The sequence below is a fragment of the Aquiflexum gelatinilyticum genome (assembly GCF_024813435.1).
Classification (GTDB): Bacteria; Bacteroidota; Bacteroidia; order Cytophagales; family Cyclobacteriaceae; genus Cognataquiflexum; species Cognataquiflexum gelatinilyticum.
This window is the reverse complement of record NZ_JANAEZ010000001.1, coordinates 1,007,480-1,023,015: the sequence shown is the minus strand read 5'-3', so window position 1 is coordinate 1,023,015 and position 15,536 is coordinate 1,007,480. Positions and strand designations below refer to the sequence as shown.

The following is a 15,536-nucleotide window of genomic DNA, read 5'->3' as shown; positions in this document are numbered from 1 at the left end:
TTCTACCTATAAATGACAAAAGAAAATCCGCTAAACCTTCCATTTACTCTTCCAAATGGAGTCCTGATCAAAAACAGGCTCTTCAAATCAGCTATGAGTGAAGGACTTGGCAATAAGGATGGTTCGCCCAAGCCAATGCTCGATCTCCTTTATCGTAAATGGGCGAATGGAGGAATTGGTCTATGTGTCACGGGAAATGTCATGATTGACAGAAGGGCACTTGGCGAACCGGGAAATGTTGTCATTGAAGACGCTTCAGGATTGGAAGGATTGAAAACTTGGGCCAAAAACGCCACTTCCAACGGGACACACTGTTGGGTTCAGTTGAACCATCCCGGGAAACAGGCTCCGAAAGGATTGAACAAGGAAACAGTTTCCCCGTCTGCCATTCCTTTTAGAAAGGACATGCAGTCCTTTTTTGATACCCCTAAGGAGTTGACCGAAACAGAAATCCAAGACTTAATCCAAAGGTTTGCATTCGCCGCAAAACTTGTAAAAGAAGCTGGATTTTCAGGTGTTCAGATTCATGGGGCACATGGATATCTGGTCAGTCAGTTTCTTTCCCCCCATCATAATCAACGTACCGACCATTGGGGAGGTGATCCGGAAAGACGCAGAAGGTTTGTTTTGGAAGTTTATCAGGCAATGAGAAATGGAGTAGGAATTGATTTCCCTATCGGTATTAAGCTTAATTCAGCGGATTTTCAGCGGGGTGGTTTTACAGACGAAGAATCCTTGGAAACAATCAAAGCTTTGGAAGCTGCGGGGATTGACCTCATAGAAATCTCCGGGGGAACGTATGAAGCTCCTGCGATGATGGGAGCAAAACGAAAAGAAAGTACGATAAAGCGGGAGGCTTATTTCATGGATTTTGCTGTCAAAGCAAGGCAGGCCGTAAAGACGCCGTTGGTAGTGACCGGAGGATTCAGAAGTTTTGAGGGAATGGCAGAGGCGATCCAATCAGGAAATGTTGACTTTGTAGGCTTGGCTAGGTTAATCGCCGTAGAACCGGATGCATCTCTCAGACTTCTGAATGGACAATCTCCCAAGATATCTATCCAACCAATCAAAACCGGAATCGGACCCATCGACAAAATGGGTGTCATGGAGACGGTGTGGTACCGCGAGCAGTTGGAAAGAATGGGCAAAGGAATGGAACCAAAGCCAAACTTATCAGCCTTTGTCGTATTTCTGAAATTCGCTTATAAACTCATATTCAAAAGAAAAGGGGCACTTAAGGAAAGAGCATCCTGATTTTTATTTTCAATCTAAAATCTCCAATAATTATGGAATCAATTTTCAATCCCACCATTCAGCCCAAAACCAACATCGGACAGACCATCGTCAGGGTCCTGCTAGGCAGTTTTTTGCTTTTTGCAGGCATCAGCCATCTTTCCTTTAATCGGGCAGAATTTTTGGCTCAGGTACCGCCTTGGGTTCCCATGGATCCGGATCTAGTTGTAATCCTATCAGGAATAGTGGAAATCCTCCTTGGAGCATCCTTGCTTTTCCTTGCCTCCAAAAGGGCGCAAGTCGGTTGGGTGGTAGCGCTTTTCTTTGTGCTGATTTTTCCAGGTAACATTTCGCAGTATGTCAATGGGATTGACGCCTTTGGGTTGGATACTGACCGTGCACGGTTTATCCGTTTGTTTTTCCAGCCGGTCCTGATAGTCATGGCATTGTGGTCTACAGGCGCTTGGCAGGCTTGGAGGAAAAAAAATAATTAAAGAAATGGATCAGTTAAAACTTGATAACCAGATTTGTTTCCCGGTATATGCCGCCTCAAGGTTGATTATCAGGGAATACCAGCCCCATCTGGACAAACTTGGGATTACTTATCCCCAGTATTTGGTGTTGTTGGTTCTTTGGGAGGAGGATGGAATTTCTGTCAATGACATTGCCCATAAGTTGATTTTGAATACCAATACAGTGACGCCGCTTTTGAAGCGGATGGAGACATTGGGATTGGTTTCCAGGATTCGATCTGAAGAAGATGAGCGGAGGGTTATCCTCACGCTGACAGCAAAAGGGAGTGCCATGAAATCAGAAGCTGCGCATATTCCATTCAGTTTGATGGCGGACATTTCCCCTGATGCCCTCAAGATGGAGGAATTGGTAGCCATGAAAATTAAACTGGAAGAATGGATTGGTTTTTTAAAAAAGAAATCTGAAAAAGAGTTATAGAATCAATATTCGCTTCTTTGACGGTAAACCAAGAATTTGCTTCCGTCGGGACGGAGGGCGATATACAGGATATATAGGCAAAACCCCGGAGATTTCAAAATCTCCGGGGTTTTGGTTTCTTGGATGTAGTATTAAAGACCGAACCTATATTGGATCCCCGTCATCAACTGGGTTCTGGAACCCAAAAAGCCAACTTCGGCACGAAACATCAGACTTTTATTTAATTGGTATTGAGAACCGACAATAAAATTCCACAAATCAGCAGGTCTTCGTTCCATTGAATATTGGACAGTACTTGATTCCTCATTATTAAGCGCACCGTCCACAGCCACAAGAAAGGTACTGGCTTTTTCAATTGCTAGATTGGCGGCGGTAAACTTTGCAATATTGACAGGATTCAGTCTTTCTACTCTGGTAAGTCCTTCCCACCATTCATCGACCCTTACTTGTGCAAGTTCGACTTTTTCAAAACCCAGATCTACTTTTGGCTGGAGTTGATCAACAGGAAGTACTTCATTTAGGTTTACTGATCCACTTTGTTCATTATTGATGTCTATTCTGAATCCTCCTACCCATACTGCTAGTGCGCTCTCAGGTTTGTTGAGTTTAAAGTTTTTGCCAAACCTGGGGCCAAAAACAAAAGTCCTCGTTGGTACCTGTAATTGCGGTACATCAGTCCAGGTGATATTCAAATCCAAAGCTAAAAACCCACCGCCAACCCCAATAGTTGGGGTCATGCCAATTCCAAAAGTTCCGGCATTGAAATCAACCTTGGAACCCGCCGAGAATACTTCTGAATTGATATTGAGTGAATCAGGTAGCCATACCCCAAATCCAACTTCGGTTGACGCTTGAGTTCTTGCCAGAACACCATAAACATTCAAAAATGGGAATAACCAAACATCCGGCCTTACCGAAATAGCACTCGCCCTCGACACAGCTGTATTGAACCTAACGATGTCATCCACGTCAAGTTTTTGTCCCCCATTAAATCCAACCATCAGGTTTTCCAGGATAAGATCTGACTCTTGCCATAAATAGTTTACACTTACTCCGGCGGAATAAGGGAGAGAAAATCCTGCTTTGGTAGCCCTGTCTCCCCAGATTGGAAGAGCATAAGGGTATTCGGCGGATTTGAGGGAATCAATATAAGATTGGTTTTTTTGACCTACTTCTCGATTTGTAAATACCTGGGAGAAGCCGGTGGTGATGGAAAAAAGAAATACAAACCAAGTAAATAGGGAATGCTTCATAATGGAAAATCAATTTGATTGTTTATAATGATAATATGCTGAGGAAGTTCTTCACTTGTTATTTGTAAACTGAATGGCTAATCGAATCAGGTTATAAAAGGATTGGGGTTAGGATTTGAATCATTTTCCGGTTCCAATAGGAATTCGGAGGTAAACGTTGAGTGAAGAATTTTTCACTATGGCATCGGTATTTTTTTTGACATCGACGAGACCATAATAGTAAAGAACTCCTACGCTCATACTTTTCAATTCATTTTTAAGTTTGTATCCCATTCCTCCCACAAGTCCAAAATCCAATCTTGTGAAATCATCGCTCACATTCTTTCGAAATTCAAGATCACCACCATTACTTTCCAAATTGAAATAGTCAAATGCTCTCGAACGCAACCCCGGTTGAATCCCTCCCTCCAATAACATTCTATTTTTAATCCGATGATGGTACATGATCGGAACATAGAAATAGTTGACTTTGGTGGTCAAAACACCATCCTTGAAGACTTCATCAAAACCCGGGTCGTCTAGCATATAAGTAGGCATTCCTGTGGCACCGACATTTGATCTGATGAGAACCCCGGTACTGACGAAAGAATTTTCTTTGAGCATGACATGAAAGTAAAATCCCAAATTGAAGTTATTCAACCCTTCTGATTCATTGTATCCATTAAAATTTGACCTGTTTAAGCCTCCTGTTAATCCAAATTCAATTTTCTCGGTATTGAGAGCCTCTCCAAATAATAAACCAATGATGATCTGGGCATTGCCCTTGATTGAGGTTAAAAAAAACAATAACAGAATGGAGATTTTTATTTTGTTTGGCATGATGAATTGACCCATAGGAATAAGAATCAAGTTCACCAAAAAACAGATTACATTTTGTGACCAAATAACTTAATTTGCCTCATTTAATGGAATATTTGCAGGTTAATCCCAAAAATAATTTAACGGGGAGTGATAGTGGCTCCTAAAAAACAAGAATCAAAACATTGGTGATTATTCTATACCCTGAAAGACAAATGGAGAAGTAACCTTAAACATTGCAGAAGATTCGCCTGCATAGGTTTCGTTTTTTTCTACACTGAGCTTTTTTGTTTTTGCTCCAGGGTTAAAGTCTAATTTCTTCAGGTCTACCCAAAAAGTATTTGGGGTCAAGGCAGTTTCGAAATAGTAAACGAGGTTTTTTTGATCGGAAACAGACCTCCATCGGGTGGAGGAAATGTTAGGTTCATCAGGCGTCGAAATCCCAAAAGGAACTGAGCAATTCCTGATGACACTGAAGACTGAAGGGATCGCGATTTCCATTTTGTCGGTTTTTGGAATAGCATCGATGTAATAGGAAGCCCTCACAAACCTGTCCGCAGCACGGTTTGTACCCGGCAGCATGATGGTGCCCGGAATGCTCTTCCAGTATTTATTGAGTCCAAGCTGTTCTTCAAAAATAGGGGAATTTGTCATAACGGTATAGGACGGGTCATGGTGGATGACAAGTTTGCCTCCGACATATTCAAAGATAGCATTGTCTCCTGTCGCATCTGAAATTGAAAGGTGGACGGTGGTAAACATTTTTGTTCCTGGAATATAATCAGATACCAAGACAACATTTCCAAATCTGAAATGGTCGACAGCTTCTTTGACGGTAGCAAAATTATCTAACGCATATTGCGCCCAAAGCGAGATTGCCAATCCTTTTTTGCCGGATTTTGGGTCATATTTCGGATATTCAGATTCTACAAGCCACAAAAGATTGGCAACAAGACCTTTTTCATTCATGCCGTCAGCAGATGCAATATCCCAGGCTGTGGTAACAATACTTCCATATTTTGAAGTCCACTCTATTGAGTTTTCCCCTGCACTTCCAGAGCGTTTCGTTGCCCTTGGGAGAACCCATAGGTTGGCAGGGATTTCAGTTTTCCAATCCATGGACCTGGCAGTAATAACGGTTTGGCTTGGGCCTTTGTAAACCACCCTAGTGCATGCATTACCGAAGAAATGATTTCCCAATAATAAAGATGTCACTAGGAATAGGATGATGTTGGTTTTGTGGAACTTAATCATATAAAGCGAATTTAAAGGTTAGTTTTGCCAAATTTTAAAAATTATATTCAGTCATATTTTCGATTCCATCTCTATGGAAAGTGAAAAGATTCCTGATAAAGGAAAATTGAATATACTTAACAATATAATAATTCAATTTTTAAATGGAATGTTTTAAATCAAACCGTTCTATTGATTGTGAATTTGGAATAAAAAGCAATCAGTTTTGTCTATGTTCTAGATTAAAAAACAGCATAAATAATTAGCAATCCGATAACCATTGAAAAAGGTGAAATGATTTGAAAATAGATTGGTTTCAAGATCTCAGCACTTTTTAGGGAATAGCTATGGTGCCATTTTCTTGGTACAAAATAAAGAACAACAGAAGTGCCCAAGATAAACCAACCCACAACACTGAATACCTGCGGAAATCTGGAGTAGTCCGCATAGCCTATCAATCCCATTGCAGGAATCATCCTCACCGTTATTTCAGTATAATTGATCAGGTTGGTGCTTCCGGCTTTTTTTAAGATTTCTCTCGCCTTTTGGGGTGCAAACAGCATCAATAAACCTGTGGCAATGAAAAACAAACCAAAGAGAAGTACAATCCATTTTGAAAGAATTTCAACCATAGTAAATGTTTTGTTTAACAGATAAATATCAATTTAATTGGATTAAAACTGTCATTCAAGTAAAGTCAGTTCACCTCTAAAAATCAGCTTTGGATTTAAAAAAAAGGAAATCCCCAATGCTTTTGAAAATTTGATTTTAATTATGAACCGAATCTCCTGATCAAAATCATTTTTTGACAAAAAGTTTTTAGGTAAGTTGACACCGTATTGGATTTGTATAAGAGTCATAGATTTTATCAATCAAAAAATAAATTCAATAATCCCTATATTTTGTAAATTCGCAAATACATCAAAATAATCAAATCAATCATGGATCATAATACAAATCAAAATGGTGGCGATTTGAGTAAGTGCCCATTTCACAATGGTCAACTCTCTCAAGCCGCGGGTGCAGGACCTAGAAACCGGGACTGGTGGCCCAATCAATTGAAGCTCAATATACTGCGTCAGCATTCCTCTCTTTCCAATCCGATGGAAGAGAATTTCAATTATGCTGAAGCTTTTAAGTCCTTGGATCTTGCCGAGGTAAAAAAGGATATTGCAGAATTACTTCAGACTTCACAGGATTGGTGGCCAGCGGATTATGGCAATTACGGACCATTAATGATCAGAATGGCTTGGCACAGTGCAGGCACTTACCGTGTTCAGGATGGACGTGGAGGCGCAGGATTCGGGACCCAACGTTTTGCTCCGCTAAACAGTTGGCCGGATAATGCCAACTTGGATAAAGCTCGTCTTCTTCTTTGGCCAATCAAGCAAAAATATGGCAAAAAACTTTCTTGGGCAGATTTGATGATTCTCACCGGAAACGTTGCCCTTGAGACCATGGGATTTAAAACTTACGGTTTTGCCGGTGGCAGGGCCGACGTTTGGGAACCAGCAGAGGACATTTATTGGGGTTCCGAAGGACAGTGGATGGGAGATGATAAGAGATATAGTGGAAAAAGAGAATTAGAGCAGCCACTCGGTGCTTCCCATATGGGTCTAATATATGTCAATCCCGAAGGTCCACAAGGTCAGCCTGATCCACAGGGAGCAGCATATGACATCAGGGAGACTTTTGGCCGTATGGCAATGAACGATTATGAAACTGTTGCCTTGATCGCAGGTGGACACACCCTAGGAAAGACTCACGGCGCAGCCGACCCAACCAAATATGTCGGTCCTGAGCCTGAAGGAGCGAGCATTGAAGAGATGGGTATGGGTTGGAAAAATTCTTTTGGTAAAGGGAATGCCGGTGATACCATTACTTCTGGACTGGAAGGTGCATGGACGACTACTCCTACCAAGTGGAGCAACAACTATTTTGAAAACCTATTTGGGTTTGAATGGGAACTGACCAAAAGCCCTGCCGGTGCACATCAGTGGAGGCCTGCCAATAATGGGGGAGCTGGGACTGTACCTGATGCCCACGATCCTAATAAAAAACATGCTCCATTCATGCTTACTACCGACATAGCATTGAGAGTGGATCCGATTTATGAGAAAATCTCTAGGCATTTCTTGGAAAATCCTGAGGAATTCAACGAGGCTTTCGCAAAAGCTTGGTTTAAACTGACCCACCGTGATATGGGACCAAAGTCCCGCTATATAGGACAGGAAGTACCTGCCGAGGATTTGATTTGGCAGGATCCGATTCCTGCAGTCAACCATGAATTGGTAAATGAATCTGATATTGCAGAATTGAAAAAAAATATCTTGGCCTCAGGCTTGACGATATCTGAACTGGTTTCCACAGCTTGGGCTTCGGCATCAACCTTCAGAGGGTCAGATAAGCGTGGTGGAGCCAACGGTGCACGTATCCGTCTTGAACCAATGAAAAATTGGGTAGCCAATAATCCTGCACAACTTTCAAAAGTATTGGGCATACTTGAAAGTATTCAGGAGGAATTTAACAGCCTACAATCTGGAAACAAAAAAGTTTCCCTTGCAGACCTGATTGTATTGGCTGGATGTGCTGCTATTGAAAAAGCAGCAAAAAATGCCGGAAATGAAATCTCTGTACCATTTACTCCTGGAAGAATGGATGCTTCTCAGGAAGAAACAGAAATAGACTCTTTTGCTTTCCTTGAACCTAAAGCAGATGGTTTCCGCAATTATTTCAATGCCAAGAACATGGCTTCTGCAGAAGAAATGTTGGTAGACAAAGCACAACTTCTGAATTTGACTGCACCTGAAATGGCTGTTCTGGTTGGCGGTCTTCGTGTCTTGAACACCAACTTTGACAAATCCAGACACGGTGTCCTTACCAACAATCCTGAAAGTTTGACCAATGATTTCTTCTTGAACCTTCTGGATTTGAGAACTACCTGGAGAGCGACTTCTGACGCACAGAATTTGTTCGTGGGAAGTGACAGGATGACTGGAGAACCTAAATGGTCTGCCACCAGAGTGGATCTTATATTTGGTTCTAATTCAGAATTGAGAGCGGTTTCAGAAGTGTATGGATGCGCAGATGGCAAAGAAAAATTCTTACATGACTTCGTAGCAGCTTGGAATAAGGTAATGAACCTTGACCGTTTTGATCTAGCCTAATTTTAGGATAAGTTTTATTTGATTGAAAAGGTGGTCTGGAAACGGGTCACCTTTTTTATTTATTCAGGTTTTTCCTTAGTGGTATGCGCTATAAACCGCTTTTCAAAACCAGCATCTTCTGTCTTCATCCACACATCCCAAAATGTGAAATACAGGCCGTAATTACAGCGGTACCTCAGGTGGTGCAGGTCATGGTGTGTCGCACCTACCATCCATCTGGCAAGTGGGGAGCGTAAAGTCGAACTTGAGTAGACCTCCACTCCAGCATGATTGATCACGGCGGTAATGGACATGGTCACCAACAAAGCCAACAAGACTATAAAATGCATAGGAAGAAAAAGGACTAAAACCGGTAAAAAGATTGCCTGAAGAAAAGCTTCTATTGGGTGAAAGGAAAAGGAAGTAAAAGAACTTGTGTAAAGGCTATTATGGTGGATATTATGGAAATGCCTGAGGACTTTGGGTCGATGCATCCATCTGTGAAGCCAATAGTAATATGTCTCATGGACAAACATCGCCAGGAAAAAGCTGATTGGAAGCCAAAGGATATCCCAAGTGGTGAGCGCCGTATATAGCTTGGTGTATCCCCGCTGCCAGAAGATCAGCATGACCGTTCCTGAAACAGCAAATATGATCGCCCCGAGAAATGAATACCAGATTTCCGTCTTGACCTGAGGGACTTTTACCTGTTGGTGAAGCCTGCGGTAGGGAAGGGCATCTCCTAGTTTTTTATAGACCAACTCATGGTACACCCAAGCCAAAAGGAGGTATCTACCGAAAATTCCGGCCAATAAAATCGAAAAAATGATGATAAAATTCCCGGGTTCAGTATAATCCGTATCCAAGAGCCAATCGAGGTTGAAATCCATTCTTTGTAATGCGTTAATGCGTGAATTTAAAGAAAAAATGGATGGACATTGTTTTGGGAAGAATTAAAAAATCAAACTTCTTCTTTGATAGTTCTGCTATTCTTTTTTCAAAATCAATCAGGATCCTTCACCTGTTAAGGGCTTACCAATTATAAAACCCAATCAGTGACTGCCAAACTGCCTTAAATGATGATCAAGATGCTTGTATATCATCCTTGACCATTCCTTGCGACTGAGTTCCCAAAAGAATGGATGGGGGAATAACTTGGCTTGGGCTTTTACTTTTTCGAGATAATGCAACAACTCTGTTTTTTGGTTTTCTATCTCAGTCAATAAAAATTTATTTTTTTCCACATTCATTTCGTCTGGCGTAGCGGCTCCTTTGGGCCAAGGAATAGTGGAAAATATGAGCCATTTGCCCAATCTTGTCCGCATAAATGCAGGACCTTGGGCCTTGGAGGGAAGTTCTCCCAACGACATTTTCAATTGTGTGGTGCAATGGACAAGCATTTGCTGTAAGTTCATTTTGCCCCATTTCCTCGGACTTGAGCTTGAAAGTGCCAATATCCTTTTTCTGAGTTCGGTATAATCTGAATCGGTTTGGATATTTTTCATGTCTAAGATATGTCAGTAACTTTCAAAAGTTTTGGAATCAATAATATTTGAAAGTCATATGTTATGGTTTGATTTTAGTTCTCATTATTTTTTATCATTTTCTTTTTTTATTTAATTCTAATTTTGAAAATAACCTCGACGCATTTGAAATAATACGTCTATGGAATAGATAAAAAATGTTAACGAAATATAAAATTCCTTGTATTCTGTTATTTCCCATAAGCGGTCGAAGTTTTCCCCTTTTAGTAAAAACAGAACTTGAGAAGTTGCAATAAGGACTATTGTAAAGAGTAACAGGTACGTTTCATTCTTTACGCTACTGAAAATAGCAAATACAATTAAAATAACGAGGCTCCCCAAAAATGTCATTTGGATGAAAATGATATTCCACATATCGAAGTTATAAGCGCAGGCAATAGATCCGATTACAGCTATAAATGGTCTTGCGATAAAAATTTTCAGATAATTATTGTCCGATATAAATGGGAACAAAAAACGGAAAAACGGAAATAAAACTAAAAAAACAAATGACCCGATGTAGTATAAATTCTCGACAGTGCTTGTAGCAAAATTATGTAAATTCATTTCATTTTGAACATTGCTTTCGAATCCTTTTGGGGTTTCAATTTCCAAAACGCGTTGGAACCAAGAAACCTCTTCCATGGCCATTATAAAAAAAGTGAATGATAAAAACCCTAATGAAACCCTAGTCAACATTGAATCCTTGATTTCATTCTTATATTTTAATAATGCATACAGGGTAATAAAACAACTACCAAAAAGAAAGAGGGCCGAGGCCTGTTCTATCAGACCATCTTCCTTGGATATTGAATTGAATATTGGTGGGTGAAAACTAAATAGGAATATCGTGATCACTGAAAAAAGCAGAACCAATCCTATACTTATCCGCTCCGCCCCGATATTTTCAATTAAAACCAACTTTGGACTACGGTCACTTACCAAACTCCAGAAAATGCCAATGGTAGAAAAAACAACGATTATTAAACGGACCGTGCGGCGAATTGAGAAATTAGGCCATCCTTCATAGAAAATCGGACTGCCCCAGAAGAGTTTCTCAAACGCCATTATGGAGATAATGCAAAGACAGCTGAAAAGAAATACTGCTACCTTGATGTTATCACCTTTGATCAGATTTTTAGTTTCCATATCGCCTATTTATGAATTTGAATAAAAAAGACTTTGATTTTTTCATTCTCAGGTTTAATCAACCATTTAAGAATGATGAATCATTAAAAATTTTACTTAAAGCATATTAATTGGCCACTTAATTAACTTCGCCAGAAGCAATTCTGTAGAAAGTGTTGGGGTGAAACAAAGGCCAATCGGGAGATATTAATGGTGCAGCTACGAACATTATATTCCTGTAAGAGAAAAATAATAATTTATAATTAAAATAAAAATTATTTATGAATTCTATCCCTTTATTCAGTTCTTTAATTGAGGTGATGCGGTCTTTCTTAATACCTAATCTTTGATTTTTAGAAAATAATTACTCAAAAATATTGTAAGAAATTGTAATTATAAGGATTTATAACTTTAGCAAATTCTCATCCACCATCTCCGGCAGCGTCACCTTCAATCCCGGGGTTCTTTCCATTTCTCTTTTTATCGCAAACAATGCTTCTTCATTCCTTGCCCAGGCACGGCGGGAGATGCCATTGTTGACATCGTAGAATAGCATGGATTGCAGCCTGCGGTTGGCTTCTTCGCTTCCGTCAAGTAGCAGCCCGAATCCTCCGTTGATGACTTCACCCCAACCGACACCGCCACCGTTGTGGATCGAAACCCAAGTCGCGCCACGGAAACTGTCTCCAATCACATTGTGGATGGCCATGTCTGCGGTGAATTTGCTGCCGTCATAGATATTGCTCGTTTCCCGGAAAGGCGAATCTGTGCCACTGACATCGTGGTGGTCTCTTCCAAGTACAATTGGGGCAGAGATTTCACCTGATTGGATGGCGGCATTGAAGGCTTTGGCGATTTCGATCCTGCCTTCTGCATCTGCATAAAGGATTCTTGCCTGAGAGCCCACCACCAATTTATTTTTTCCAGCTTCCTCGATCCAGGTAATGTTGTCCTGAAGCTGTTGCTGGATTTCTAGAGGGGCAGAAGATTTGATCTGTTTGAGCACCTTGGCTGCAACTTGGTCGGTCTTGGCAAGGTCTTCGGGATTGCCCGAAGTACAGACCCAACGGAAAGGACCAAATCCATAATCAAAGCACATCGGTCCCAAAATATCCTGTACATAGGAAGGGTATTTAAAATCAATACCATTGGCAGCCATCACATCGGCTCCGGCACGGGAAGCTTCTAATAAAAAAGCATTGCCATAATCAAAAAAGTACGTGCCTTTTGCAGCATGCCTGTTGACTGCAGCAGCATGTCGGCGTAGGGATTCCTGAACTTTGGTTTTGAATATTTCGGGTTCTTTGGCCATCATTTCATTGGCTTCCTCAAAATCCAAACCCACAGGATAGTATCCGCCTGCCCAAGGATTGTGGAGGGAAGTCTGGTCAGAACCGAGTTCTATGGGGATATTTTCCTGATCAAATTTCTCCCAAACATCCACGACATTGCCAAGGAAGGCGATTGAAACCACTTCCTCTTTTTGCTGAGCCTGACGCACCCGGAGCACGAGATTATTCAAGTCAGTTATCAATTCATCCACCCAACCTTGTTCATGGCGTTTATATGCAGCTTTGGGATTGACTTCGGCGCAGACCGTGATGCAACCTGCAATATTTCCTGCTTTTGGTTGGGCGCCTGACATGCCTCCCAAACCTGCTGTCAGGAAGACTTTACCTTTGGGATTTATAGCAGGGCCAAGTTTTTTGCGGAAAGCATTCATCACCGTAATGGTGGTACCGTGGACAATACCCTGAGGACCGATATACATATAAGAACCTGCGGTCATCTGTCCATATTGTGTCACTCCAAGGGCATTGTATTTCTCCCAATCATCCGGTTTGGAGTAGTTTGGTATCATCATGCCGTTGGTGACGACAACTCGCGGAGCATCTTTGGAGGAAGGGAAAAGTCCCATCGGATGGCCGGAATACATGTGAAGGGTTTGTTCCTCGGTCATCTCCGAGAGGTACTTCATGGTAAGGAGGTACTGCGCCCAATTTTGAAAAACCGCACCGTTGCCTCCGTAGGTAATGAGTTCATGAGGATGTTGGGCCACGGCAGGGTCGAGGTTGTTTTGGATCATCAACATGATCGCCGCAGCTTGTTGACATTTAGCAGGATAGTCAGAAATAGGCCTTGCCCGCATCTCATAATCCGGCATAAAGCGATACATGTAAATCCTCCCGTATTGCTGTAATTCTTCGAAAAATTCCTTTACCAATTCCTCATGCCAAGCCTTCGGGAAGTACCTTAAGGCGTTTCTCAAAGCCAATTTCTTCTCTTCAGGGCTTAAAATATCCTTTCTTTTTGGCGCGTGGCTAAAACTAGGATCAGGTGATTTTCTTGCAGGAAGGGTAGAGGGGATGGCTTGGAGGATTTGGTCTTGGAAGGTCATTGGTTGATTTGGTTGTAATTGTTGTAATGGTTTTAATTGTTGTCAGGTTGTCAATGTTGGAGGGTTTTCGGGATTGTCACCCGGAGTTATTAAAATTGGCATTTGCAGAAAGCAGATGTTAATTGGAGTTGCGTCATCCTGAATCTGAGGAACGAGGATGAAGGATCTCAGAATAAAAGAGACCCTTCACTACACTCAGGGTGACGCCCTAGAAATTTGTCATTGGTAACGTAGAGAGAAATCATTTTCTAAAATTGGGATCAAAGACTTCTCCTTTCGTCGAAGTGACAAGGAAAGGTCTTTAGATAGTCTTTAAATGCAATTTTGGGATTGTATGCTTCACCTTTGCGGTGAATATCCATCAATATCCAATATCAATTAATATCTAAATTTTTATTCCCCTTTTAAATACCATCTTCGGTTTCAATTTCCCTTGATGGTAGGTGATTTCCCGGTAGTCCGAAGTTTGGAAAAGAAGGATATCCGCCAAGTTTCCCACGGCAATACTTCCTCTATCCGATAAACCGAGTGCAGCTGCGGCCCGGCAGGTAATTCCGGCGAAAACTTCCGCATTGCTGAGTTTCTCAAATGTTCCCAATATGGATGCCTGCATCAGCAAATCTCCCATAGGTGCCGAACCCGGATTCCAATCTGAAGCGATTGCTAAGGAAGCGCCGGCGTCCAGGAGTTTTCTGGCAGGTGTAAAAGCCATTCCCAAACCGATCGATGCGCCCGGCAATGCCACAGCAACGGTATCCGACTGGGCAAGTAATTCAATTTCCTTTTCGGTACTTGCTTCCAGATGATCTGCTGAAATGGCACCAAATGCCACCGCCACCGCCGAACCGCCAACATGAAATTGGTCGGCATGGACTGTGATATCGAATCCAAAGTCTTTGGCTTTATGGAAATATGCTTCAATGTCATCTGCACTGAAGGCAGAATCTTCTATAAAGGCATCGATCCTGTTGCTGAGGTTTTCAGATTTCAAGATTGGGAACAATTCATTGCTGATTGTTTCAAGGTATTCTTTTGCTGAACCCTCAAAATCCTTTGGGCAGATATGGGCAGCAAGGCAGGTAGGAATCAAGTCTGCTGCAGTTTCCAAATTTGCCTGTTTGATGGCTTGGAGCATTTTAATTTCTTCAGCCACAGAAAGTCCATAGCCGCTTTTGACCTCCATGGTGGTGACGCCATCAGTGAGATGGCGGTTGGCCCTTTTGACAGTGAGTTTTACCAATTGTTCCAAGGCTGATTTCCTCGTTTGGGTCACGGTATCCCAGATTCCTCCTCCCGAATTGGCGATTTCTAAGTAAGATTTTCCGGTATTGCGCATGGCAAAATCTTTGGCCCGGCTTCCGGCAAAACAGATATGCGTATGGCAATCCACAAACCCGGGAAGCGCCACAAAGTCGCCCTGCAAGGTTTCCATTTTGGCACCGATGGACTGCGCCTCAGGATAGATGTCCCAATAACTCCCGATTTCATGGATCTTTTCATCCTTCAAAAATATCCCGGCTTCTGTGATAATTTCAAGTTGGCTGTCTTGCAAAGGGCCTTTTGCTTCCAATCCACGCATGGTCAGGAGTTGTCGTATCGGGCCGATGAGGGTGTAGATGGGCATTTTTTGGTTAATTGTTTATTTGGTTAACTGGTTTGGTTCAAGTTTCAGATGGTTCAAGTCTCTGACTTGGACCCATAAAATGCAGTCTTGGACTGCGAAGTAGTGAGTCCGAGATCCAAGTCTGAAGACTTGAACCAGATTTGAGTCCAAGTCCGAAGACTTGAACCAGATTTGAGTGCAAGTCCGAAGACTTGAACTATTTGGTCGAAGGGAAGTCCAAGTCCGAAGACTTGAACTATGTGGGACTTG

General features: G+C 41.8%; 13 protein-coding genes. 4 read left to right on the top strand and 9 right to left on the bottom strand.

Going from position 1 to position 15,536, the window contains the following annotated elements:
• Positions 1-12 precede the first annotated feature (12 nt).
• The 3 genes from NK987_RS04290 to NK987_RS04280 are packed head-to-tail and all read left to right on the top strand — an operon-like array spanning position 13 to position 2,184.
• Positions 13-1,254, top strand: a complete 1,242-nt coding sequence (locus NK987_RS04290; RefSeq protein WP_259262859.1) for an NADH:flavin oxidoreductase/NADH oxidase family protein — start codon at positions 13-15, stop codon at positions 1,252-1,254.
• Positions 1,255-1,286: 32 nt separating this feature from the next.
• A complete protein-coding gene (locus tag NK987_RS04285; RefSeq protein WP_259262858.1) occupies positions 1,287-1,727 on the top strand; it encodes a DoxX family protein in 441 nt (146 codons plus the stop codon).
• A 4-nt stretch (positions 1,728-1,731) separates the two neighbouring features.
• Positions 1,732-2,184 (top strand): MarR family winged helix-turn-helix transcriptional regulator, encoded by a 453-nt coding sequence (locus tag NK987_RS04280; RefSeq protein ID WP_258421580.1) that lies wholly within the window; start codon positions 1,732-1,734, stop codon positions 2,182-2,184.
• A gap of 131 nt (positions 2,185-2,315) precedes the next feature.
• Here the strand turns inward: NK987_RS04280 and NK987_RS04275 are convergent, their stop codons facing one another.
• From NK987_RS04275 to NK987_RS04260, 4 genes are all read right to left on the bottom strand, one after another.
• On the bottom strand, positions 2,316-3,437 hold the full coding sequence (locus NK987_RS04275) for a hypothetical protein (RefSeq protein WP_259262857.1): 1,122 nt from the start codon (positions 3,435-3,437) through the stop codon (positions 2,316-2,318).
• A 120-nt stretch (positions 3,438-3,557) separates the two neighbouring features.
• Entirely contained in the window at positions 3,558-4,271 is a 714-nt protein-coding gene (locus tag NK987_RS04270; protein ID WP_259262856.1) for a porin family protein, read from the bottom strand.
• Positions 4,272-4,427: 156 nt separating this feature from the next.
• A complete protein-coding gene (locus tag NK987_RS04265) occupies positions 4,428-5,489 on the bottom strand; it encodes a linear amide C-N hydrolase (RefSeq protein ID WP_259262855.1) in 1,062 nt (353 codons plus the stop codon).
• Between the two features lie 221 nt (positions 5,490-5,710).
• Positions 5,711-6,100: a hypothetical protein gene (locus NK987_RS04260; protein WP_259262854.1), complete on the bottom strand. Its 390-nt coding sequence runs from the start codon at positions 6,098-6,100 to the stop codon at positions 5,711-5,713.
• 309 nt (positions 6,101-6,409) lie between these two features.
• Here NK987_RS04260 and katG point away from each other — a divergent pair, with 309 nt between their 5' ends.
• On the top strand, positions 6,410-8,635 hold the full coding sequence (gene katG / locus NK987_RS04255; protein ID WP_259262853.1) for a catalase/peroxidase HPI: 2,226 nt from the start codon (positions 6,410-6,412) through the stop codon (positions 8,633-8,635).
• A 59-nt stretch (positions 8,636-8,694) separates the two neighbouring features.
• Here katG and NK987_RS04250 read toward each other — a convergent pair whose 3' ends face one another.
• The 5 genes from NK987_RS04250 to hutI form a co-directional block, all read right to left on the bottom strand.
• Complete coding sequence (locus NK987_RS04250; RefSeq protein ID WP_259262852.1) at positions 8,695-9,504, bottom strand: sterol desaturase family protein; 810 nt, start codon at positions 9,502-9,504, stop codon at positions 8,695-8,697.
• 162 nt (positions 9,505-9,666) lie between these two features.
• A complete protein-coding gene (locus tag NK987_RS04245) occupies positions 9,667-10,119 on the bottom strand; it encodes a DUF1569 domain-containing protein (protein WP_259262851.1) in 453 nt (150 codons plus the stop codon).
• Positions 10,120-10,236: 117 nt separating this feature from the next.
• Positions 10,237-11,286, bottom strand: coding sequence for a hypothetical protein (locus tag NK987_RS04240; protein ID WP_259262850.1), 1,050 nt, complete (start codon positions 11,284-11,286; stop codon positions 10,237-10,239).
• Positions 11,287-11,668: 382 nt separating this feature from the next.
• Complete coding sequence (locus tag NK987_RS04235; protein WP_259262849.1) at positions 11,669-13,663, bottom strand: urocanate hydratase; 1,995 nt, start codon at positions 13,661-13,663, stop codon at positions 11,669-11,671.
• Between the two features lie 385 nt (positions 13,664-14,048).
• Positions 14,049-15,287: an imidazolonepropionase gene (gene hutI / locus NK987_RS04230; protein ID WP_259262848.1), complete on the bottom strand. Its 1,239-nt coding sequence runs from the start codon at positions 15,285-15,287 to the stop codon at positions 14,049-14,051.
• Positions 15,288-15,536: the final 249 nt, after the last annotated feature.

What these genes read in the sequence shown, in the direction of transcription:
- NK987_RS04290 (WP_259262859.1), top strand. Translation starts at nt 13, where the DNA reads ATGACAAAAGAAAATCCGCTAAACCTTCCATTTACTCTTCCAAATGGA.
- NK987_RS04285 (WP_259262858.1), top strand. Translation starts at nt 1,287, where the DNA reads ATGGAATCAATTTTCAATCCCACCATTCAGCCCAAAACCAACATCGGA.
- NK987_RS04280 (WP_258421580.1), top strand. Translation starts at nt 1,732, where the DNA reads ATGGATCAGTTAAAACTTGATAACCAGATTTGTTTCCCGGTATATGCC.
- NK987_RS04275 (WP_259262857.1), bottom strand. Translation starts at nt 3,437, where the DNA reads ATGAAGCATTCCCTATTTACTTGGTTTGTATTTCTTTTTTCCATCACC.
- NK987_RS04270 (WP_259262856.1), bottom strand. Translation starts at nt 4,271, where the DNA reads ATGGGTCAATTCATCATGCCAAACAAAATAAAAATCTCCATTCTGTTA.
- NK987_RS04265 (WP_259262855.1), bottom strand. Translation starts at nt 5,489, where the DNA reads ATGATTAAGTTCCACAAAACCAACATCATCCTATTCCTAGTGACATCT.
- NK987_RS04260 (WP_259262854.1), bottom strand. Translation starts at nt 6,100, where the DNA reads ATGGTTGAAATTCTTTCAAAATGGATTGTACTTCTCTTTGGTTTGTTT.
- katG (WP_259262853.1), top strand. Translation starts at nt 6,410, where the DNA reads ATGGATCATAATACAAATCAAAATGGTGGCGATTTGAGTAAGTGCCCA.
- NK987_RS04250 (WP_259262852.1), bottom strand. Translation starts at nt 9,504, where the DNA reads ATGGATTTCAACCTCGATTGGCTCTTGGATACGGATTATACTGAACCC.
- NK987_RS04245 (WP_259262851.1), bottom strand. Translation starts at nt 10,119, where the DNA reads ATGAAAAATATCCAAACCGATTCAGATTATACCGAACTCAGAAAAAGG.
- NK987_RS04240 (WP_259262850.1), bottom strand. Translation starts at nt 11,286, where the DNA reads ATGGAAACTAAAAATCTGATCAAAGGTGATAACATCAAGGTAGCAGTA.
- NK987_RS04235 (WP_259262849.1), bottom strand. Translation starts at nt 13,663, where the DNA reads ATGACCTTCCAAGACCAAATCCTCCAAGCCATCCCCTCTACCCTTCCT.
- hutI (WP_259262848.1), bottom strand. Translation starts at nt 15,287, where the DNA reads ATGCCCATCTACACCCTCATCGGCCCGATACGACAACTCCTGACCATG.